Below are 17,252 nucleotides of genomic sequence, written 5' to 3'. Positions count from 1 at the left end.
GATTTCATGTTTACTACTTTATTACTTCACAGCATCCATCAATTAAAAGGGGAAAGAAGTACTTCGGCAATTTTACATATGCTCACTGGGAAGAAATCTTCCCAAACATTTCAGGATGTTTATGCGTATGGCTTATCAACTTTTTTTGGCATTTATCGTACCATAACGCGTGAAGAATTGATGGCCGAATTGAAATCCTTACAAGCAAATCATTATATAGAGACTAAAGGGAAAGAGATCCACTTAACAACGGCTGGAATATCTCATCTCCAAACACATCCTATAGAAAAAACCCCTCTATACTGGTTAAATGGCGCAGAATTTCAACACATGGATCAGTTATTTTGGGGTCGGTTATTAGTATTCGTTCAGACAGCTTCTAATATTGCTTCAGGTCAGCATCAATTTATTCCAGTAGAGGACCATAGTGATATATTGAAATGGGTGAAAATGAAATATCGATCCATCCAAGGGAATTTAAATGAAAATCTGACATTTCTCTATGAAGAGCTTTATGCGTTATTGAAAGAACTTCCAGAATGGGTGGCTGAGTGCACCACCTTAAGATTCTCAAGCCATCACCGATATGGTATGAGTAAAGAACAACTAGCTATTCGATATGACCTTAAGATCCATGATATAACAATTGTGCTGCAAGCTGTAATTCATTATCTTTTACGGCAAATTCTAAAACATCAAGAGCGTTATCCGTATTTATATGGGATATGTGAAGATTTAATTGTTACTTTACCTCTTACACAATCGGCTCAAAAGACATTAGAATGGATTAATAAAGGTCACTCGCTTGATCGGATATCTAAAATTCGAAATTTAAAGATGAGCACGATCCAGGACCATATTGTTGAGATTGCCTTAGTGAATCCGCTATTTAAGATAGATGAATATGTTTCAAAAGAAGCGGCACAGAACATTTCCCACACAGCTAAGGAATTAAACACGAATCGTTTGAAAGCGATTAGAGACCATCTTGATGGAATCTACTCATATTTTGAGATCAGGCTTGTACTAGCCGCTGCACAAGGAGCGTCAAAACATGCAGGACAGACCACTTGAAAAAACACTATATAAACACTTTGGTTATGAGCAATTTAGAGAAGGGCAAAAGGAAATTATTGAGGAATTACTAAATGGCAATGATGTCTTAGGGATATTGCCGACTGGCACTGGTAAATCGATGTGTTATCAATTACCATCTCTTTTATTGGAAGGTACAGTTATTGTTGTAAGCCCCTTAATTTCTTTAATGGTGGATCAAGTTAAGCAGTTAAAACAACAAGGAATGAAACGTGTGGTTGCTATTAATAGCTTTTTAACTCCAATGCAAAAGCAACAGGTTTATGATCACATCAATCACTATAAGTTAATCTATTGTTCACCCGAGATGCTTCAGAATGCTCAGTTTATGCAGACCTTGAAAGAAAAAGTTTCTGTATCCCTATTCGTTGTAGATGAAGCCCATTGCATTTCTCAATGGGGTCATGAATTTCGAACAGATTACTTGAAGCTAGATGATACGCTTAAACAGTTAAATAACCCAACTGTATTGGCTTTAAGTGCTACAGCTCCGGTTCATGTCCAAAACGATATTATGAGACAAATAAACAGACCCGATATGCAGAAACATATCTTTCCTATGGACCGTGAGAATATCGCATTTACAGTTGAACATGTAACTGGAATGGAGGAAAAAATTGAGCGGATTGCTTCTGTTTTAAAGACTCACCCAGTTCCTACAATGATTTACTTCTCCAGTCGTCAGTGGACGGAGAAAGCGGCTTACGAATTAACTCAAGCTACAAGCGGATTAAGGGTTGCCTATTATCATGGTGGAATGGAACAAACAGATCGTTTATTAATCCAACAGCAGTTTATGAATGATCAACTTGATGTTATTTGCTGTACAAGTGCCTTTGGTATGGGGGTTAACAAAAGTAATATACGTCTTGTTATTCATGCTCATATCCCCTCTCAAGTGGAATCCTTCCTTCAGGAAGTGGGACGCGCGGGAAGGGATGGGGAACAAAGTGTGAGCTTAACCTTTTATAGTCCTGGTGATGGGGAAATTCCTAAACGTTTTATAGAATCAGAACTGCCTTCAGCTGAGCTCGTTTCAGATGCTATTCAGTATTTACAAAACATTGCTCAAAATGGCCGTCTGCTTCCTTTGCAACCAGAAGAAATTGAGGAAAGCCTTCAGATTAGCGAAGTTCAATGGCGCTTCTTGGCGTATCAGTTTGAGAAAAACGGTGTAATCAAAGGCAGGAAAGTTGTACATCAAGCAAATTGGGGAGAAGCTTATCATTCTATTGTGGCTTTTATTAAAGAAAGAACCAATATCAAGCAAAATAAGCTAACGGAACTTTTAAATTGGGTTCATTCTAAAGATTGTTTAAGGGCTAGCTTATATCAGTCTTTTCAGTCTTCCTATAAGACTCCAGTTGGTTTTTGTTGTGACCGTTGCGATTTTTCATTTAATTTATGGGAAACAAGCGAAACTCCTGATCGAATGGAACTATTAGGATGGGAAAAGGAGTTGCAGAAGGTCTTTTTGCAAGGAGAATATCAATGAAACAAGCTGAACTAATTCAGAATATGACCGACCGTCAAGTTGTTACTCAACTTTATATTACACAATTGTTGATATTGCTGGTTTCTTTGGGAAGTAGCTTGTATTTGTTCGATGGATATACAGACTGGTATGAATTATTCCAATGGGATCTAAAGGATATTTTCTACTACGGAGGTTCCGCTGCACTTTTTATTTTATTGTTGGATGTTTTACTTATGAAGATCATGCCCAAACGATTTTATGATGACGGAGGCATTAACGAGAAAGTGTTCAGAAATCTTCCCTTAATGGAGATATTTGCACTCACATTTTTCGTAGCTTGCGCAGAAGAGTTGCTCTTTAGAGGCATCATTCAAACAGAGTTTGGCTATTTGGCTGCAAGTATTATTTTTGCCCTTGTGCATATTCGATACCTAAATAAACCGGTATTATTTGTATCTGTTTTAGCTATAAGCTTTTATATTGGATGGATGTATGAGATCACAGGAAATCTATGGGTAACCATATTCGCCCATTTCTTAATCGATCTCGTTTTAGGTATAATGATTCGATATCGTGTAATGAGGTGATTGGGATGGAAGATTCCTTTAGACATAATGATCAGGCGAAAGCTTTGCGGAATAGGATGGACATTGAACGAACAGGCTTTGATAAAGGGCAGTTAGAAGAAACCTCACTAAGTGATACATTGCCCTCAAGGAGTGAAGTACACAAGGGGAAAGCTAAACGTACAAAATGGAGAATGCGTTATCCACTCATACGCTTATTAGTGGTTCTCTTTATTATCATGCTACTCCTTTTGCCGTTATATTATCTCCGGGGGGATACGAGTGAGGATCATCAACTATCTATAAGTACAACAGCAAGAGCTGTGCACAATGTTGAACTTAAAGGACGTTCATCTTTTGATAATCAAGTAGTATATGAAGTGAAGAGCGGAGATACGTTAGAATCGATTGCAGAGAAGTTTTTCGGGGACAAGAGTAAAGTTAGTCTTATTCTTCACGCAAACAAAATGGAAACAGATGATATAGCCCCTGGGTTGAAGATAACCATTCCTAAATAATAAAGGTTCAGAGCTCATCATCTCTGAACCTTTATTTATATTCGTTGACAAAAGAATTGGTAAATGGGGAAGTATTAAAAGAATATTTGTCGATCACGCTCTTCTTTTAAGATTTCCACAGCTTCACGGAATCTTTGAGAATGGATAATTTCTCTTTCACGAAGATACTTTAAGCCATCGTTTAAATCTGGATCATCAGATAAATTAATAATCCATTGGTAAGTAGCCCGTGCTTTTTCCTCTGCTGCAATATCCTCATATAAATCGGCAATTGGGTCACCCTTAGCTGCAATATAGGTTGCTGTCCAAGCAGAACCAGCTGCATTTTCATAATATAGTGCATTTTCGTGATTCGAATAATGGGCTCCTAAACCCGCCGCTTTCATCTGTTCTGGGGTTGCATCTTTCGTTAGTTTATAAACCATTGTTGCAATCATTTCTAAATGAGCAAACTCTTCAGTCCCGATATCTGTTAAGAGACCAACCACTTTGTCTGGAATGGTGTAGCGCTGATTTAAATATCTCAATGCTGCAGAAAGTTCTCCATCTGCTCCTCCGTATTGTTCAATCAAATATTTAGCAAGTTGAGGATTGCAAGTGCTTACTCTAACCGGATATTGTAATTTCTTCTCATAATACCACATGGTGATCCCTCCTTCTTTGTATTAAACCTGCCACGGCCATGGTGCGTTTTTCCAGTTCCATGGATAGCCTGAATAGCTCTCACCATATTGTCTTAACGGTCCATATTGCTGTTCGTATTGTTTTTTTAGGTTTTTGCTTTGTTTTGCAAATTGGTTAAATTGATTAATGGCTTCATAATCGTCGGGGTGAGTATCTAAATACAATGTAAGTTCTACTAAGACAAAGTCCACAGCTTGAATTTCTTCTAGCAACTCATAATAAGCAGGGGGGAGTGGCTGGTTCATTCGTTTTCACTCCTCCCGTCAGGATTGGGGTAAGGACTGTAAAAGGCAGGCCAAAGCGTACCGCAATAAAGTGCTTGCTTAGGACTAAACTGCTCTAAGTTTGGTGGTTGGAAACCAATATAAAGTTGAGGTGGGGTTTGATAGCTTTTAACCCGTATAGGCGGGCAAGGGTCATATGGGCTGATGTATGGCTGATAGTATTTTACCTGGGTGAACATGGTTTTTTCTCCTTTCGATAAGCTGTATTTCATACCATTACTATCTATGGATATTGTGTGAACACTTGTCCTATGACTGAGTTAATCCTCTATGGGAAAGAGGAATTATTGTTTTCCATCTAGAATAAGGATAGTGAGTCATTATTTAAATACATATAGAGGTGAAGCCAATGTTTGTAAAGGGAATTATGAAAGAGGCGCATCAATGCTGGACAGCATCAATGGAAACACCGTTAAAAGACGTCATCAGTAAACTCAATCAACATGATATTCAAGGCATGCCTGTGGTCGTGGAAGGAATCTTTAAAGGAATGGTTTCTAAAGAATTAATTTACAAAAGCTTTTTTGAGAGTAGTTTAACGAAAGAAACCTTTTTAGAGCAGCACAAAGTTGGAGATGTAATGGCTCATGAGGATCTTTACATCACAGAAAGCGATGTTTTTGAGCAAACTCTTACCACTTTTAAAGGATTCCCGATTGTAGCTGTCATTGGACCCAATTCGAAGTTTTTAGGTATTGTTACGAGATATGACATACTAGAACAATTTGAGAGTGCATTTGGAATGAAGAAGAAGGGTGTAAGGATTGCCTTTACATCAGAAGAATCAGAAGGGCGTATTGCTCGATTAGCTGAAATCGTTAAACAATATCATGAAAACATTATCTCTCTTGCTACATTCGATGAAACAGCTAAACTAGCTCGAAGAATTGTCTTAAAAATAGAGAAGAAAGATAATATAGATAAATTTGCAAAAAAACTCGAAAGATCTGGATTTAGAATTCTTGATATAAAAGAAGATTCATAAGGACTAGACCCCTCCTCTTATCCATATACTAGGAAAGAGGAGGGGTTAAATTGTTTGGGGCCATTGTGATAAGTGGAATCGCTTGGATCGCTACGTTTTTTGCAATATATTGGTTGCCATTTGCTAGAATACCGTTTTCATCTGACTTCTTTTTACGTTCCATTTTAGCTCCAGTAGAATTTTTATTAGGGAGTCTATGTTTATTCGTTGCTTGTATGACACACGGATTACTATTTCGGGTCATTTTCACACCAAATGGAAGGAAAGGCATAAAAATATTGTCTTTTTTAGGTTGGTTAAGTCCTCTTATGCTTCTTATCTTTTCTGTGAAAGTCGTCATCCTTCTTTTTAGTATCTCTATCATTTATGGTATCCTTTCTACAGAGCGAACGAAGGAAAAGAAGGCTTACGATCAACAAAGGTCTTTATAATACTCCTTATCTTTTGTGCAAAACATATCCAAAACCCATACATAGTTTACACAACAAAGGTTTTTACTTATAATAAAGGCAAATAGTTTATTGGGGGATAAGGTATGTCCAGCACTCAAGGAAAATACAACATCAAAGCCGTATCAACAATGCTCGGAATCCAATCAGGTACACTTCGAGCTTGGGAGCGGAGATATAAAATGATACGTCCAACGCGCAATGAGGCTGGTCATCGATTATATACAGATGAACATATTAAAGTCCTTAAATGGCTGATTGATAAAGTGAATAGAGGATTTACTATATCCCAGGCCGTTTCATTGCTAGAGAGCAACCAAAGCCAGCAGACGACTATTTCAGAGGAAAATACAACCACAAATGAAAGCCATGTGGAATCAGTATCGGACGAATTATTGGATGCTCTTCTTCGCTTTAATGAGAGGGAAGCCCAAATGAAACTTGATCATGCGTTCAGCCTCTTTACTCCTGAAAAAGTGGCTATCGATATTGTAGGTCCAATTCTAGTGAAAATAGGTGATCTTTGGGAATCGAATGAAATCTCGAGTGTTCATGAGCATTTCGCAAGCAATTTCCTACGATCTAGACTTGGAATGATGTTAGTCTCTATGCCGGCTAACCATATGCAACCTAAAGCCGTTTGTGTGTGTGGACCTAATGAGAGACATGAATTAGGTATCTTGATTTTCAGCCTTTATCTTAAACGTCAGGGGTACGATGTGGTTTATCTTGGTCAAAGTATTGCACCAGGGGACGTGGAAGTAATCGTAAACGAGCTTAAGCCTAAATATCTTTTCTTGTCTTGTACAATGAAAAAGAACATACCCTCGACCGTCCATATTGCAGATGCATTAAAGGAGCGCTATCCTGATTTAGAAATTGGACTTGGTGGCTTTGCCTTGGATACATTACCACATAAAGATAAAGAGCCAGTTAAGCCCTATATTATCGGAAGTACGAGTACAGAATGGGAAGAATGGTTGTCTAATCATTCATAACGACCCGCGTGGATACGCGGGTCTTTTTGTTGCGAGCTTTGAAATGAATAAAATTGTTGTACACTTATCCATTCCAATTTATACTTTAAAAATAGTACCAAAATCAAAGAAAAAACATATACTAATGTAAGGCATCGCACATGCATTCAAAGGGGGACGAATGAATGCGTCTTGAAAGATTATCAAGTAATAAATTTAAAATATTTTTAACCTTTGATGATTTACTCGATCGCGGTATTTCCAAAGAGGATCTGTGGCACGACCTCCCTGCAGTCCATGCATTGTTTCATGATATGATGTATGAGGCTACAGATGAGTTAGGGATTGAACTTGAGGGAACACTTTTGGTTCAGGTTTATCTTATGCAAGCTCAAGGTATGCTGATTGTTGTTACTCAAAGTGACCAGACAGATGAAAATTACGATGAGGACTATATCGAAATGAAAGTAACGCTCGATGAGAGTAAGGAAATGATGTTCACCTTTCACTCATTCGAAGACATTATCCAAGTAGCTCACCATTTATCTCAGTTAGGCATAGAAGGGGGATCAGTCTACTTCATGGATCGTTACTTTATGCAATTAAATGATGAAGATATGGATGAATTGAATCGAGAAGATTTAATCGCGATTCTTTCTGAATTCGGATCCCCAAGTACTGTGACCAGCTATCGTCTTCACGAATATGGAACAACGATTCTTAGAGGCAATGCGGTTCAGGAGATTACAACGTATTTTCAGTAAATGAAAAGATCGGTCCATTAAAGAGGACGGTCTTTTTTTTGTAGATTAGTGAATCCATTAGTGAGTCCTGAGTAGAAAAGTAAAAAATATTTAAGTAAATATTAGAAGGATTCATATGAACATGTTACGATAAAACAGAATAGTAAATATAGGGGGCTCACATAAAGATGTTATTGCAAGAATTCCGAAACCCCCTTATAATGAAATCGCTTACATTATAAAAGGTTTAGTTTTGACCAAAATATTCATTTTCGTGTTTCCATAAGTGCTAAGAAGTTGTATACTAATTTCTGAAGAAATGGAATGTACATTGACTGAACCGAATTTTCATGGGAGGTAAGTTCATGGTAGCCGATAAAGCAGCAGATTCTGCGAATGAAAATCATGACAAATTAGACGTATTAAAATCAACTCAAACTGTAGTGAATAAGGCACTTGATAAATTGGGATATCCGTCCGAAGTGTTTGAATTGCTTAAAGAACCTGTAAGAATGATGACTGTCCGTATACCAGTTCGAATGGACGATGGTTCCATTAAGATCTTTACAGGATACAGAGCACAACATAATGATGCGGTAGGCCCTACTAAAGGTGGCGTGAGATTCCACCCGGATGTAACTGAAAAAGAAGTCAAGGCCCTATCAATCTGGATGAGTTTAAAGGCTGGGATTGTAGACCTTCCGTATGGCGGAGGTAAAGGCGGAATTGTTTGCGATCCACGTGAAATGTCTTTCCGTGAACTAGAAGGACTTAGTCGCGGTTATGTACGAGCTATTAGCCAAATTGTTGGTCCTACTAAAGATATTCCTGCACCTGATGTCTTTACAAATTCTCAAATTATGGCTTGGATGATGGATGAGTATAGTCGTATTGATGAATTTAATAACCCAGGATTTATTACAGGAAAACCTCTTGTTTTAGGTGGATCACATGGTCGTGAATCTGCTACTGCCAAAGGTGTTACAATTTGTATTGAAGAAGCAGCCAAAAAGAAAGATATCGATATCCAAGGAGCGCGTGTCGTCATTCAAGGCTTTGGTAATGCCGGAAGCTTTTTAGCGAAATTTATGCATGATAAAGGTGCAAAAGTTATTGGTATCTCTGATGCTAATGGTGCACTTCATGATCCTGAAGGTCTTGATATAGATTATCTTCTTGATCGTAGAGATAGCTTTGGAACAGTAACGAATCTATTTAAAAATACAATCACGAATCAGCAGTTGCTAGAGTTAGATTGTGATATTCTAGTGCCAGCTGCAATTGAAAACCAGATTACTGAAGAGAATGCATCCAACATTAAAGCAAGCATTGTAGTTGAAGCGGCGAATGGTCCAACTACTTTAGATGGAACACGTATTTTATCAGAACGTGGCATTCTCTTAGTGCCTGATGTGTTAGCTTCTGCTGGAGGCGTGACGGTTTCTTACTTTGAATGGGTACAGAATAACCAAGGGTATTACTGGACAGAAGAGGAAGTAGAAGAGAAGCTTCACAAAGTAATCGTAAAAGGTTTTAATGCAGTGTATAACACTGCTGAAACTCGTCGTATTGATATGCGACTTGCCTCTTATATGGTTGGTGTTAGAAAAATGGCGGAGGCTTCACGCTTCCGTGGATGGATATAGGTTGAATCTTTTGCAAGCATCTCCTATCATTATGTGGGTAGGAGATGTTTTTTTGTTTTGGAAACATGTTAAAGATTATATACGAAAGAACCTTATGATACTTATGTTACGATGATCTGTGTTGTAGATAGAGGAGTGAAGGAAACGTGCAGAAAGAAGATGTAATAATTGTAGGAGCAGGACCATGTGGTTTGTCCACTGCTATTGAGCTTCAAGAAAAAGGGATGAACCCGCTTATTATTGAGAAAGGGAATGTAGTAAATGCCATCTATAATTATCCCACTCACCAAACCTTTTTTAGCTCGAGCGAGAAGTTAGAGATTGGGCGTATGCCATTTATAACAGAGATGAAGAAACCAGTCCGTAATCAAGCATTGGCGTATTATCGGGCAGTTGCTAAACGAAAGGATCTTCGAGTCAATGCATATGAAAAAGTGTTAAACGTGACGAAAGACGATCATACATTTACGCTCTGTTCAAAGCGAAATAATGGAGAAGAAGTTACTTATCAGGCGAATCACATTGTGATTGCTACAGGGTACTACGACCACCCAAATTATATGGGGATACCTGGGGAATCATTAAACAAGGTAAGCCATTATTTCAAAGAGTCTCATCCTTACTTTGATAAGAATGTAGTGGTCATTGGCGGGAAGAACTCTGCTGTAGATGCTACATTAGAACTTGTTAAAGCTGGCGCAAATGTAACGGTGTTATATCGACAGGCCGATTATTCCAAAAGTGTTAAGCCATGGATCCTACCCGAATTTGAAGCTCTTGTGAACAAAGAAGTCATTCAAATGGAATTCAATGCGAACGTAACCGAGATCACGCATGATAAAGTATACTATGAGGTTCATGGACAACAAAAAGATGTGAAGAATGACTTTGTTTTTGCTATGACTGGTTATCACCCTGATCATAGTTTCTTGCGTGAAATGGGTATTACGATTGAAGAAGAGACGGGTCGTCCGGCCTTTAATGAAGAAACAATGGAAACAAATGTGCCTGGCATTTATATTGCAGGAGTAATTGCAGCAGGCTACAACAACAATGAAATTTTCATTGAAAACGGTCGACATCATGGCGAAACAATTGCCGCAGCTATTTGCGGGAAATAATAAAACTAGAAAAGGTTCTGCGAGGTTAGTCGCAGAACCTTTTTATGTATTTGCCTATCATATAGAGTGAATTGCCATCAATCATCTCAAAGACTTTGACTTTTCGCGCAGCTATGAAAAAATATGTACCAATTCTGAGGCATTCTGTGTCATTTCTAAGGCGATCATTAATTTAATGCGTGCTTTTGGTCCTGTTAAACCGTTTGAAAAGACAATTCCCATTTCCTTAAGCCTGCGTCCCCCGCCTTCATATCCATACACATCTTGAGCTATTCCCTGGTAGCACCTCGATACAAGCACAACTGGTATTCCATCATTGATCATTCCTTTTAAAGGTTCAACAATTTGGGGTGGAACATTTCCTTGCCCTAACGCTTCGATCACTAGCCCATCTGGATTTGTTTGGCGAATCGCTTCTACTGTTTCCCGGTCCATACCAGCATAAGTTTTTATAAGTGAGACACGTTTTGTGATTTGTTGGATTGGATACGACTCATGAGATGTTAAGGTATGGTGAAACATGATCCCTGTTTTCGTTACAATACCAATTGGGCCGTATTGCGGACTTTGAAAAGTAGCTACATTACTTGTTGAGGTCTTTGTCACATTCTTTGCGCTATGGATTTCATCGTTCATGACAACCAGTACACCTTTATCTTGTGCTTCGTCAGAGCATGCTACTCGAACGGATGTTAATAAATTATAAAGCCCGTCAGAACCAATTTCATTTGAAGAACGCATCGCTCCAGTCACAATTATGGGTTTACGAGTCTGCAAATAAAGATCTAAAAAATATGCTGTTTCCTCAAGTGTATCTGTTCCGTGAGTAATGACGATGCCATGAATTTCTTCATTCGCTAAACGTTCATGAATCCTTTGCCCTAACTTCAACATGTGTGCAGGAGTCATGTGAGGAGAAGGTAAATGAAAGACGACCTCATCTTCGATTTCGGCTGAAGTGGCTAAGGAAGGAAGCATATCATATAATGGGTGATCTTGTTCTGGCGCCACAGTCCCTGTGTCTTTATCTTCTTTCATGGATATGGTTCCGCCTGTATGTAATACTACAATTTTTTTCAATATGTACACCTTCTTATTTCAAGTATTTTCTTTCCATTATGTTCATGATACGATGAAATAGATTGAATTGAAAGAGGAGGAACGGTCGTGTTTACTATACTCTCAGCAGCAATGGCACCGGGCTTTGCGCTCATGTCGTTTTTTTATTTGAAAGACCGTTTTGACTCTAAGCCTTTTTCGATTGTATTCAGAACGTTCATAATGGGAGCGTTACTAGTGTTCCCAATCATGTTTATTCAGTACGCTTTTGAGACAGAAGGCGTCTTACAATATCCGTTAACAAAGTCCTTTCTCCTATCAGCAGGACTTGAAGAGTTCTTTAAATGGTTTATTTTCTTATATGCTGTCTATAAGCAAGATCACTTTGAAGGTCGCTATGATGGCATCGTTTATGGTGTTTCGATAAGCCTTGGATTTGCGACGGTAGAGAATATTTTGTACTTACTCGCCAATGGGGTTGAACTCGCGTTTTTACGCGCCCTTTATCCCGTCTCCTCCCATGCTTTATTTGGAGTGATTATGGGATATTATATGGGGAAAGGAAAAACGGACATCCACAAGAAATCAATGTATATCATATGGCTTGCCTTAGTGACGCCTGTCTTCCTTCATGGCCTGTACGATTATATCCTAGAAGCTTGGAAATCCACATGGTTATATACGCTTACCCCTTTCATGATTATTTTATGGATGATCGCAATAAGGAAAGTTAAGCAAGCCAATATGGCTTCTGCAGATATTATCCCTATTGAACAAAATAAATGGAAAGCATAACCGAACCCGTTCTATATAGAGCGGGTTTTATTTTTTTCTGCGTAAGTTTAGTGATGTTCAAGTACTTATATGGAACATATTTAAAGGCAACCGCTGACTTTAATGGTCTCTTATGCATAAAAAGCCGATAGTTTCGGAAACTACAGTGCATAAAGACTATTGTTCAGGAGGATATACGAGATATGAAATGGTTGCGAGTGATGTCTATATTATTGATCGCTTTGATATTAACGGTTTCCGTATCATCGAGTGTGGATCAAACATCTCATGCGTTCAGTCCAAGAATCTTGCAAAAGGGGTCAACTGGAGATGATGTGATTGAGTTGCAAGCACGGCTTCAGTATATCGGCTTTTATGAGGGGAAGATTGACGGAGTTTTTGGATGGGGAACTTATTGGGCTCTTCGAAACTTTCAGAAGGAATTCGGTTTAGAGATTGATGGTTTAGCTGGGCAAGAAGTAAAGCAAAAATTGAGAGATGCGACTCAGTATGATAAGCAGTATGTTAAAAAGCAAATTAATTCTGGTAAAGACTTTACGTATTATGGTGGTACTCCGAAGGAACAGCAAACCCAACCTTCTCCGCAGGGAGGTCAGGAAGCAGAAGATACACAGTCTGAACCTACCGCAGTGAATGTTCCATCAGGATATTCACAGAACGATATTCAATTAATGGCGAATGCCGTACATGGTGAAGCACGCGGGGAACCTTATGTAGGGCAAGTGGCTGTTGCGGCAGTTATTTTAAACCGCGTAGAAAGTTCCACTTTCCCAAATAGTGTATCGGGAGTTATTTTTGAACCTAGGGCATTCACGGCTGTGAGTGATGGCCAAATTTGGTTAGAACCTGATGAGACATCTAAAAAAGCGGTTATGGATGCAATGAATGGGTGGGACCCATCACAAAATGCTCTTTATTACTTTAATCCAAATACGGCTACATCCGGTTGGATCTGGAGTCGGCCTCAAATTAAGAAGATTGGTAAACATATCTTTGCTAAATAGTGAAAGGGTGAAACTGATATGATCCGTTGGCTCCTTATTGGGGTGTTAGCTGTTGGGGTGACGGGTACTGCCGTTTGGGGGTACCAGGAACACCAGGAGAAGAATGCTATACTCGTCCAGGCAGAGAACTCCTATCAACGCGCTTTCCACGATTTATCTTATCATACAAATTTATTGCACGATAAAATTGGAACAGTTTTGGCGATGAATACACAAAAGCAGCTATCTCCGCAGTTAGCTGATATTTGGAGAATTACTTCAGAAGCGCATAATGATGTTGGGCAACTCCCTCTAGCATTGCTTCCTTTTAATAAAACAGAAGAATTTCTTGCAAATATTGGAGAGTTTAGTTACAGAACAGCTATAAGGGATTTAAATAAAAATCCACTTACAGATGAAGAGGTAAAGTTGTTAGAAAACCTTTATAAGCAATCAGGCAAAATTGAAAAAGAGCTTCGAAAAGTTCAATACATGGTTCTTAACGATAATCTTCGCTGGATGGATGTCCAGTTAGCATTAGCAAACGATGATAAAGCGGATAATACTATAATTGATGGGTTTAAAACAGTCGAGAAGAATATGGAAGGGTATTCAGAAGGCGACCTTGGCCCAACTTTTACTGGGGCATCTAAAGAAAATCATGAATACCAGTTTTTAAAAGGTGAAAATTTATCTGAAGAGAAAGCCAGAGAAAAGACTAAAAATATTTTCGAAATTCCAAAGGGTGCAAAGGTTACGATGACAAAGAGTGGTGAAGGAGCAGAGGTGCCAACCTATAGTTTATCGTATCGGGGCGATCAGAAGAATGGCTATATGGATATGTCAGTTAAAGGGGGACATCCCATTAGTATACTGGTTGAGAGAAAACTAAAAGAAGCAGAGTTAGGGCTTTATGATGGCGCTGAAAAAGCTAAAGAGTTTCTAGCGCAATACAAATATACAAACATGGAGAATTTCCAGAGTACTCAATACAATCAAGTAGGGGTTTATAATTTCTTGTATGTGCAGGATGGAGTTCGCATTTACCCTGATTCGTTACAAGTTAAAGTAGCCTTAGATAACGGGGATATTCTTGGATTATCTGCACGTGATTTTCTTATGAATCATCATAAGCGTGACTTGGGAGAACCAAAAATATCAGAGAAAGAAGCTAGAAATAGTGTGAATCCGAATGTAGATATTCAAGAGCAGCATATGGCCATAATTGAAAATGACCTGAATGAAGAAGTGCTCTGCTACGAATTTCTTGGTACATTAGGAGAAAGTACCTATCGTATCTTTATTAATGCCAATGATGGAGTAGAAGAAAAGGTTGAAAAATTAAAGCAAGCCGAAATGAAATTTGAATAAAGATGAAGGGAAAGATAGCGTATCTATCTTTCCCTTTTTTATATTTTTTGCCATAATGTGTTATATAAGACCTTAGAACCAGGATTAGGGGAGAGAGGGACATATTTTGATTAAAATAGGCATGCCTTTAACGTTAGAGCCAAAACAAGATAGTGATGAAGAGCCTGAATCATTTCGTTGTAAGCTGGTAGAACAAGATGATCATATGTTCTACATAGATTACCCTATTAATGAGAAAACAGGTCGAACGGGATTTTTCTTCGAAGGCACTCAATTTAAAATCACGTTTGTAGGAGAAGATCAATCCGTATATATGTTTCATACAGAAGTAAAAGAACGCAAGAAACTAAAAATCCCTGTTTTAGCGTTACATAATCCAGGGAAAAAGCACATGATTCGGATTCAACGGCGCCAATATGTTCGAGTAGAAACCGCTGTAGATGTAAGTGTACAAGGGATTAAAGGAAGACAAGATCCATTTACTACCATTAGCTTGGATGTTAGTGGGGGTGGGGCTGCAGTTATCCCTCCTGCAGATCATTCTCTAAAAGAGGACGATCTTGTAGAAACGTGGTTTGTCATACCTCTTTCTTCCGGTGAAACGCACTATATTCAATCAACTTCTAGAATAGTGCGAATCGTTCAGGATAAAGAAACAAAGCGGGATCAACTTTCCCTCGAGTTTATTGATGTTGAGAATCGTGATCGAGAAATCTTAATTCGTTTTTGTTTTGAGCGCCAATTGTTGTTAAGAAGAAGTAAGGTGCAGTAACGTATAAACTCATTGTGAGCGGATACGCTAATATCAAAAAGAGGTCATAGCTCGTGAAACGTTTTGAACAATGGCTCCTAACCCTTGTAGTATTTCATGCTTTCTTATTAATCATCGTTCAAGCTTTAATGCTACATACAGACTTTTCTTTGTATGTTCAGCCTGTTTATGAATATTTTGGGATTGGAAAAAGCCTTGAGACCAATATTGTAGAAACAATAGACCGGATCTTCAGTGATGTGTTATCCTTTTGAAGGATAACTTGCGGTTACATATTATAAGTTCAGGTTTTTTAGCTTTGAGTTTATGCAAGAACAAGAATGCTTTCCTTTTTTAGAGGGGAGCTGTTTTGTATTTTAGCAATTGAAAGAGGGATTAGGATGAAACAAAATATTGCAATAGCTATTGATGGACCAGCGGCTGCCGGAAAGAGTACGGTTGCCAAAATTATAGCTGAGAAATTAACATACGTTTATATAGATACCGGGGCCATGTATCGGGCTCTTACATTTAAAGCGATCCAAGAGGGGATTCCCTTGGAAGAAGAGGAAGCTTTAATGGATCTTCTTGAAAAGACAGTCATCGATCTTCAACAATCAACAGCTGGGCAACAAGTTCTTTTAGACGGGGAAGAAGTTACGTTAGATATTCGAACAGAACAAGTGACAAACCAGGTATCCATTGTAGCGAAGCATGGGAAAGTACGCCATGAAATGGTGAAACGACAAAGAGAGCTAGCTGCCAAACGTGGAGTCGTGATGGATGGTCGAGATATAGGTTCCCACGTTATTCCTGATGCAGAAGTTAAGATCTTTTTAATCGCGTCAGTTCAGGAAAGAGCCGAGCGACGTCATAAAGAAAACAAGGAAAAAGGATTTTCCTCAGATCTGGAGAAATTAAAAGAGGAGATCAGGAGACGCGATCAAATAGATTCTGAACGTGAGGTTTCTCCACTTGTGAAAGCCGACGATGCAGTAGAAATTGATACCACCTCTTTATCTATTAAAGAAGTCGCCGAAAAAATCTTACGTGTTGTTCACGATAAATTAGACAGAGGTGAATAATCATGAGTTTATATGGGGTAGCTAAATCAATTTGCGCAACTATTTTTTATCCTCGCTACCGAATAAAAGTAGAGGGGAAAGAGAACATTCCTGATAAAGGTGCCGTAGTTATATGTTCGAATCATATTTCTAATTTAGATCCTATAATTGTAGGGATTACATCTCCAAGAGATATTTATTTTATGGCCAAAGAGGAATTATTTAAAAATAAAGTTATAGGTGGATTATTAAAACGTATTCATGCTTTTCCAGTCAAAAGAGGCATGAAAGATCGTCAAGCCTTACGTCAAGCAATGGGTGTACTAGACGATAACGAGGTTTTAGGATTGTTCCCAGAGGGGACAAGAAGTAAAACCGGAGAGTTGAAGAAAGGACTAGCAGGGGCTGGTTTTTTCGCTCTTCGTTCCCAGGCAACCGTCATTCCATGTGCGATTGTAGGGTCATATAAAGGGAAAGAACCTTTAAGGGTTATTTACGGGAAACCAGTGCCTATGGCTGAATTAAGAGAGCGAAAGGCTTCATCTCAAGAGGTGACAGATGTTATAATGGGAGATATTCAGAAGCTTTTAGACAAAAAGCGCTAGAGTGCGCCTTTCACTTGACAAAAAGCTTCAAATATTAGAAGTTAGAACCAAGGATTAATTAATGGTTGGTTGTGGCGGA

Annotated in this window: 21 protein-coding genes; 16 read left to right on the top strand and 5 right to left on the bottom strand. The window is 38.6% G+C overall.

The window, feature by feature from the left end:
- Nucleotides 1-6: 6 nt before the first annotated feature.
- From QNI29_RS11730 to QNI29_RS11715, 4 genes are read left to right on the top strand one after another with little or no spacing between them, the layout of a single operon-like run.
- Nucleotides 7-1,074, top strand: a complete 1,068-nt coding sequence (locus QNI29_RS11730) for a YpbB family protein (protein ID WP_231416700.1) — start codon at nt 7-9, stop codon at nt 1,072-1,074.
- Nucleotides 1,055-2,590, top strand: a complete 1,536-nt coding sequence (locus tag QNI29_RS11725) for a RecQ family ATP-dependent DNA helicase (RefSeq protein ID WP_231416699.1) — start codon at nt 1,055-1,057, stop codon at nt 2,588-2,590. Before QNI29_RS11730 ends, QNI29_RS11725 begins: the two co-directional genes overlap by 20 nt.
- Nucleotides 2,587-3,159: a CPBP family intramembrane glutamic endopeptidase gene (locus QNI29_RS11720; protein WP_231416698.1), complete on the top strand. Its 573-nt coding sequence runs from the start codon at nt 2,587-2,589 to the stop codon at nt 3,157-3,159. The genes QNI29_RS11725 and QNI29_RS11720 overlap by 4 nt, the downstream gene beginning before the upstream one ends.
- 5 nt (nt 3,160-3,164) lie before the next feature.
- Complete coding sequence (locus QNI29_RS11715; RefSeq protein ID WP_231416697.1) at nt 3,165-3,656, top strand: LysM peptidoglycan-binding domain-containing protein; 492 nt, start codon at nt 3,165-3,167, stop codon at nt 3,654-3,656.
- Between the two features lie 74 nt (nt 3,657-3,730).
- On the opposite strand, the gene QNI29_RS11710 is transcribed toward QNI29_RS11715, so the two are convergent.
- The 3 genes from QNI29_RS11710 to QNI29_RS11700 are packed head-to-tail and all read right to left on the bottom strand — an operon-like array spanning nt 3,731 to nt 4,803.
- Nucleotides 3,731-4,300, bottom strand: a complete 570-nt coding sequence (locus QNI29_RS11710; protein WP_231416696.1) for a manganese catalase family protein — start codon at nt 4,298-4,300, stop codon at nt 3,731-3,733.
- Between the two features lie 21 nt (nt 4,301-4,321).
- Nucleotides 4,322-4,585, bottom strand: a complete 264-nt coding sequence (locus QNI29_RS11705) for a spore coat protein CotJB (protein ID WP_231416695.1) — start codon at nt 4,583-4,585, stop codon at nt 4,322-4,324.
- Nucleotides 4,582-4,803, bottom strand: coding sequence for a spore coat associated protein CotJA (locus QNI29_RS11700; protein WP_231416694.1), 222 nt, complete (start codon nt 4,801-4,803; stop codon nt 4,582-4,584). Before QNI29_RS11700 ends, QNI29_RS11705 begins: the two co-directional genes overlap by 4 nt.
- Before the next feature lie 170 nt (nt 4,804-4,973).
- Here QNI29_RS11700 and QNI29_RS11695 point away from each other — a divergent pair, with 170 nt between their 5' ends.
- Nucleotides 4,974-5,609 (top strand): CBS domain-containing protein, encoded by a 636-nt coding sequence (locus QNI29_RS11695; protein ID WP_231416693.1) that lies wholly within the window; start codon nt 4,974-4,976, stop codon nt 5,607-5,609.
- Nucleotides 5,610-5,637: 28 nt separating this feature from the next.
- Here QNI29_RS11695 and QNI29_RS11690 read toward each other — a convergent pair whose 3' ends face one another.
- Nucleotides 5,638-5,949 carry a hypothetical protein gene (locus QNI29_RS11690; RefSeq protein WP_231416692.1) on the bottom strand — a complete coding sequence of 104 codons (312 nt, stop codon included), beginning with the start codon at nt 5,947-5,949 and terminating at the stop codon, nt 5,638-5,640.
- 195 nt (nt 5,950-6,144) lie between these two features.
- Here QNI29_RS11690 and QNI29_RS11685 point away from each other — a divergent pair, with 195 nt between their 5' ends.
- The 4 genes from QNI29_RS11685 (at nt 6,145) to QNI29_RS11670 (ending at nt 10,545) form a co-directional block, all read left to right on the top strand.
- On the top strand, nt 6,145-7,056 hold the full coding sequence (locus QNI29_RS11685; RefSeq protein WP_231416691.1) for a MerR family transcriptional regulator: 912 nt from the start codon (nt 6,145-6,147) through the stop codon (nt 7,054-7,056).
- Between the two features lie 164 nt (nt 7,057-7,220).
- Nucleotides 7,221-7,799, top strand: coding sequence for a genetic competence negative regulator (locus QNI29_RS11680; RefSeq protein ID WP_231416690.1), 579 nt, complete (start codon nt 7,221-7,223; stop codon nt 7,797-7,799).
- A gap of 344 nt (nt 7,800-8,143) precedes the next feature.
- A complete protein-coding gene (locus QNI29_RS11675) occupies nt 8,144-9,424 on the top strand; it encodes a Glu/Leu/Phe/Val family dehydrogenase (RefSeq protein WP_231416689.1) in 1,281 nt (426 codons plus the stop codon).
- A gap of 146 nt (nt 9,425-9,570) precedes the next feature.
- Complete coding sequence (locus QNI29_RS11670; protein ID WP_231416688.1) at nt 9,571-10,545, top strand: YpdA family putative bacillithiol disulfide reductase; 975 nt, start codon at nt 9,571-9,573, stop codon at nt 10,543-10,545.
- A 111-nt stretch (nt 10,546-10,656) separates the two neighbouring features.
- Here the strand turns inward: QNI29_RS11670 and QNI29_RS11665 are convergent, their stop codons facing one another.
- Nucleotides 10,657-11,625 (bottom strand): asparaginase, encoded by a 969-nt coding sequence (locus QNI29_RS11665; RefSeq protein WP_231416687.1) that lies wholly within the window; start codon nt 11,623-11,625, stop codon nt 10,657-10,659.
- A gap of 87 nt (nt 11,626-11,712) precedes the next feature.
- Here QNI29_RS11665 and prsW point away from each other — a divergent pair, with 87 nt between their 5' ends.
- The 7 genes from prsW to QNI29_RS11630 all read left to right on the top strand — a co-directional run bounded on the left by prsW (nt 11,713) and on the right by QNI29_RS11630 (nt 17,173).
- Nucleotides 11,713-12,399, top strand: coding sequence for a glutamic-type intramembrane protease PrsW (prsW, locus tag QNI29_RS11660; RefSeq protein WP_231416686.1), 687 nt, complete (start codon nt 11,713-11,715; stop codon nt 12,397-12,399).
- Between the two features lie 182 nt (nt 12,400-12,581).
- The gene (sleB, locus tag QNI29_RS11655; protein ID WP_231416685.1) at nt 12,582-13,403 is read left to right on the top strand and encodes a spore cortex-lytic enzyme; all 822 of its coding nucleotides are present in this window, start codon (nt 12,582-12,584) and stop codon (nt 13,401-13,403) included.
- Between the two features lie 18 nt (nt 13,404-13,421).
- Entirely contained in the window at nt 13,422-14,753 is a 1,332-nt protein-coding gene (gene ypeB / locus QNI29_RS11650; protein ID WP_231416683.1) for a germination protein YpeB, read from the top strand.
- A 106-nt stretch (nt 14,754-14,859) separates the two neighbouring features.
- Entirely contained in the window at nt 14,860-15,525 is a 666-nt protein-coding gene (locus QNI29_RS11645; protein WP_284526483.1) for a flagellar brake protein, read from the top strand.
- 53 nt (nt 15,526-15,578) lie between these two features.
- A complete protein-coding gene (locus tag QNI29_RS11640) occupies nt 15,579-15,779 on the top strand; it encodes a DUF5359 family protein (protein WP_231416680.1) in 201 nt (66 codons plus the stop codon).
- 126 nt (nt 15,780-15,905) lie between these two features.
- Nucleotides 15,906-16,589: a (d)CMP kinase gene (cmk, locus tag QNI29_RS11635; protein WP_231416678.1), complete on the top strand. Its 684-nt coding sequence runs from the start codon at nt 15,906-15,908 to the stop codon at nt 16,587-16,589.
- A gap of 2 nt (nt 16,590-16,591) precedes the next feature.
- Entirely contained in the window at nt 16,592-17,173 is a 582-nt protein-coding gene (locus QNI29_RS11630; protein WP_231416677.1) for a lysophospholipid acyltransferase family protein, read from the top strand.
- Nucleotides 17,174-17,252: the final 79 nt, after the last annotated feature.

It is taken from the genome of Pontibacillus chungwhensis, from assembly GCF_030166655.1.
Classification (GTDB): Bacteria; Bacillota; Bacilli; order Bacillales; family BH030062; genus Pontibacillus.
Note: the sequence above shows the minus strand (reverse complement) of the source record. Positions and strands in the feature narration are given on the sequence as shown.

Excerpts from the sequence above, each read along its gene's own strand:
- QNI29_RS11730 (WP_231416700.1), top strand. The coding sequence starts at position 7 with ATGTTTACTACTTTATTACTTCACAGCATCCATCAATTAAAAGGGGAA.
- QNI29_RS11725 (WP_231416699.1), top strand. The coding sequence starts at position 1,055 with ATGCAGGACAGACCACTTGAAAAAACACTATATAAACACTTTGGTTAT.
- QNI29_RS11720 (WP_231416698.1), top strand. The coding sequence starts at position 2,587 with ATGAAACAAGCTGAACTAATTCAGAATATGACCGACCGTCAAGTTGTT.
- QNI29_RS11715 (WP_231416697.1), top strand. The coding sequence starts at position 3,165 with ATGGAAGATTCCTTTAGACATAATGATCAGGCGAAAGCTTTGCGGAAT.
- QNI29_RS11710 (WP_231416696.1), bottom strand. The coding sequence starts at position 4,300 with ATGTGGTATTATGAGAAGAAATTACAATATCCGGTTAGAGTAAGCACT.
- QNI29_RS11705 (WP_231416695.1), bottom strand. The coding sequence starts at position 4,585 with ATGAACCAGCCACTCCCCCCTGCTTATTATGAGTTGCTAGAAGAAATT.
- QNI29_RS11700 (WP_231416694.1), bottom strand. The coding sequence starts at position 4,803 with ATGTTCACCCAGGTAAAATACTATCAGCCATACATCAGCCCATATGAC.
- QNI29_RS11695 (WP_231416693.1), top strand. The coding sequence starts at position 4,974 with ATGTTTGTAAAGGGAATTATGAAAGAGGCGCATCAATGCTGGACAGCA.
- QNI29_RS11690 (WP_231416692.1), bottom strand. The coding sequence starts at position 5,949 with ATGACGACTTTCACAGAAAAGATAAGAAGCATAAGAGGACTTAACCAA.
- QNI29_RS11685 (WP_231416691.1), top strand. The coding sequence starts at position 6,145 with ATGTCCAGCACTCAAGGAAAATACAACATCAAAGCCGTATCAACAATG.
- QNI29_RS11680 (WP_231416690.1), top strand. The coding sequence starts at position 7,221 with ATGCGTCTTGAAAGATTATCAAGTAATAAATTTAAAATATTTTTAACC.
- QNI29_RS11675 (WP_231416689.1), top strand. The coding sequence starts at position 8,144 with ATGGTAGCCGATAAAGCAGCAGATTCTGCGAATGAAAATCATGACAAA.
- sleB (WP_231416685.1), top strand. The coding sequence starts at position 12,582 with ATGAAATGGTTGCGAGTGATGTCTATATTATTGATCGCTTTGATATTA.
- ypeB (WP_231416683.1), top strand. The coding sequence starts at position 13,422 with ATGATCCGTTGGCTCCTTATTGGGGTGTTAGCTGTTGGGGTGACGGGT.
- cmk (WP_231416678.1), top strand. The coding sequence starts at position 15,906 with ATGAAACAAAATATTGCAATAGCTATTGATGGACCAGCGGCTGCCGGA.
- QNI29_RS11630 (WP_231416677.1), top strand. The coding sequence starts at position 16,592 with ATGAGTTTATATGGGGTAGCTAAATCAATTTGCGCAACTATTTTTTAT.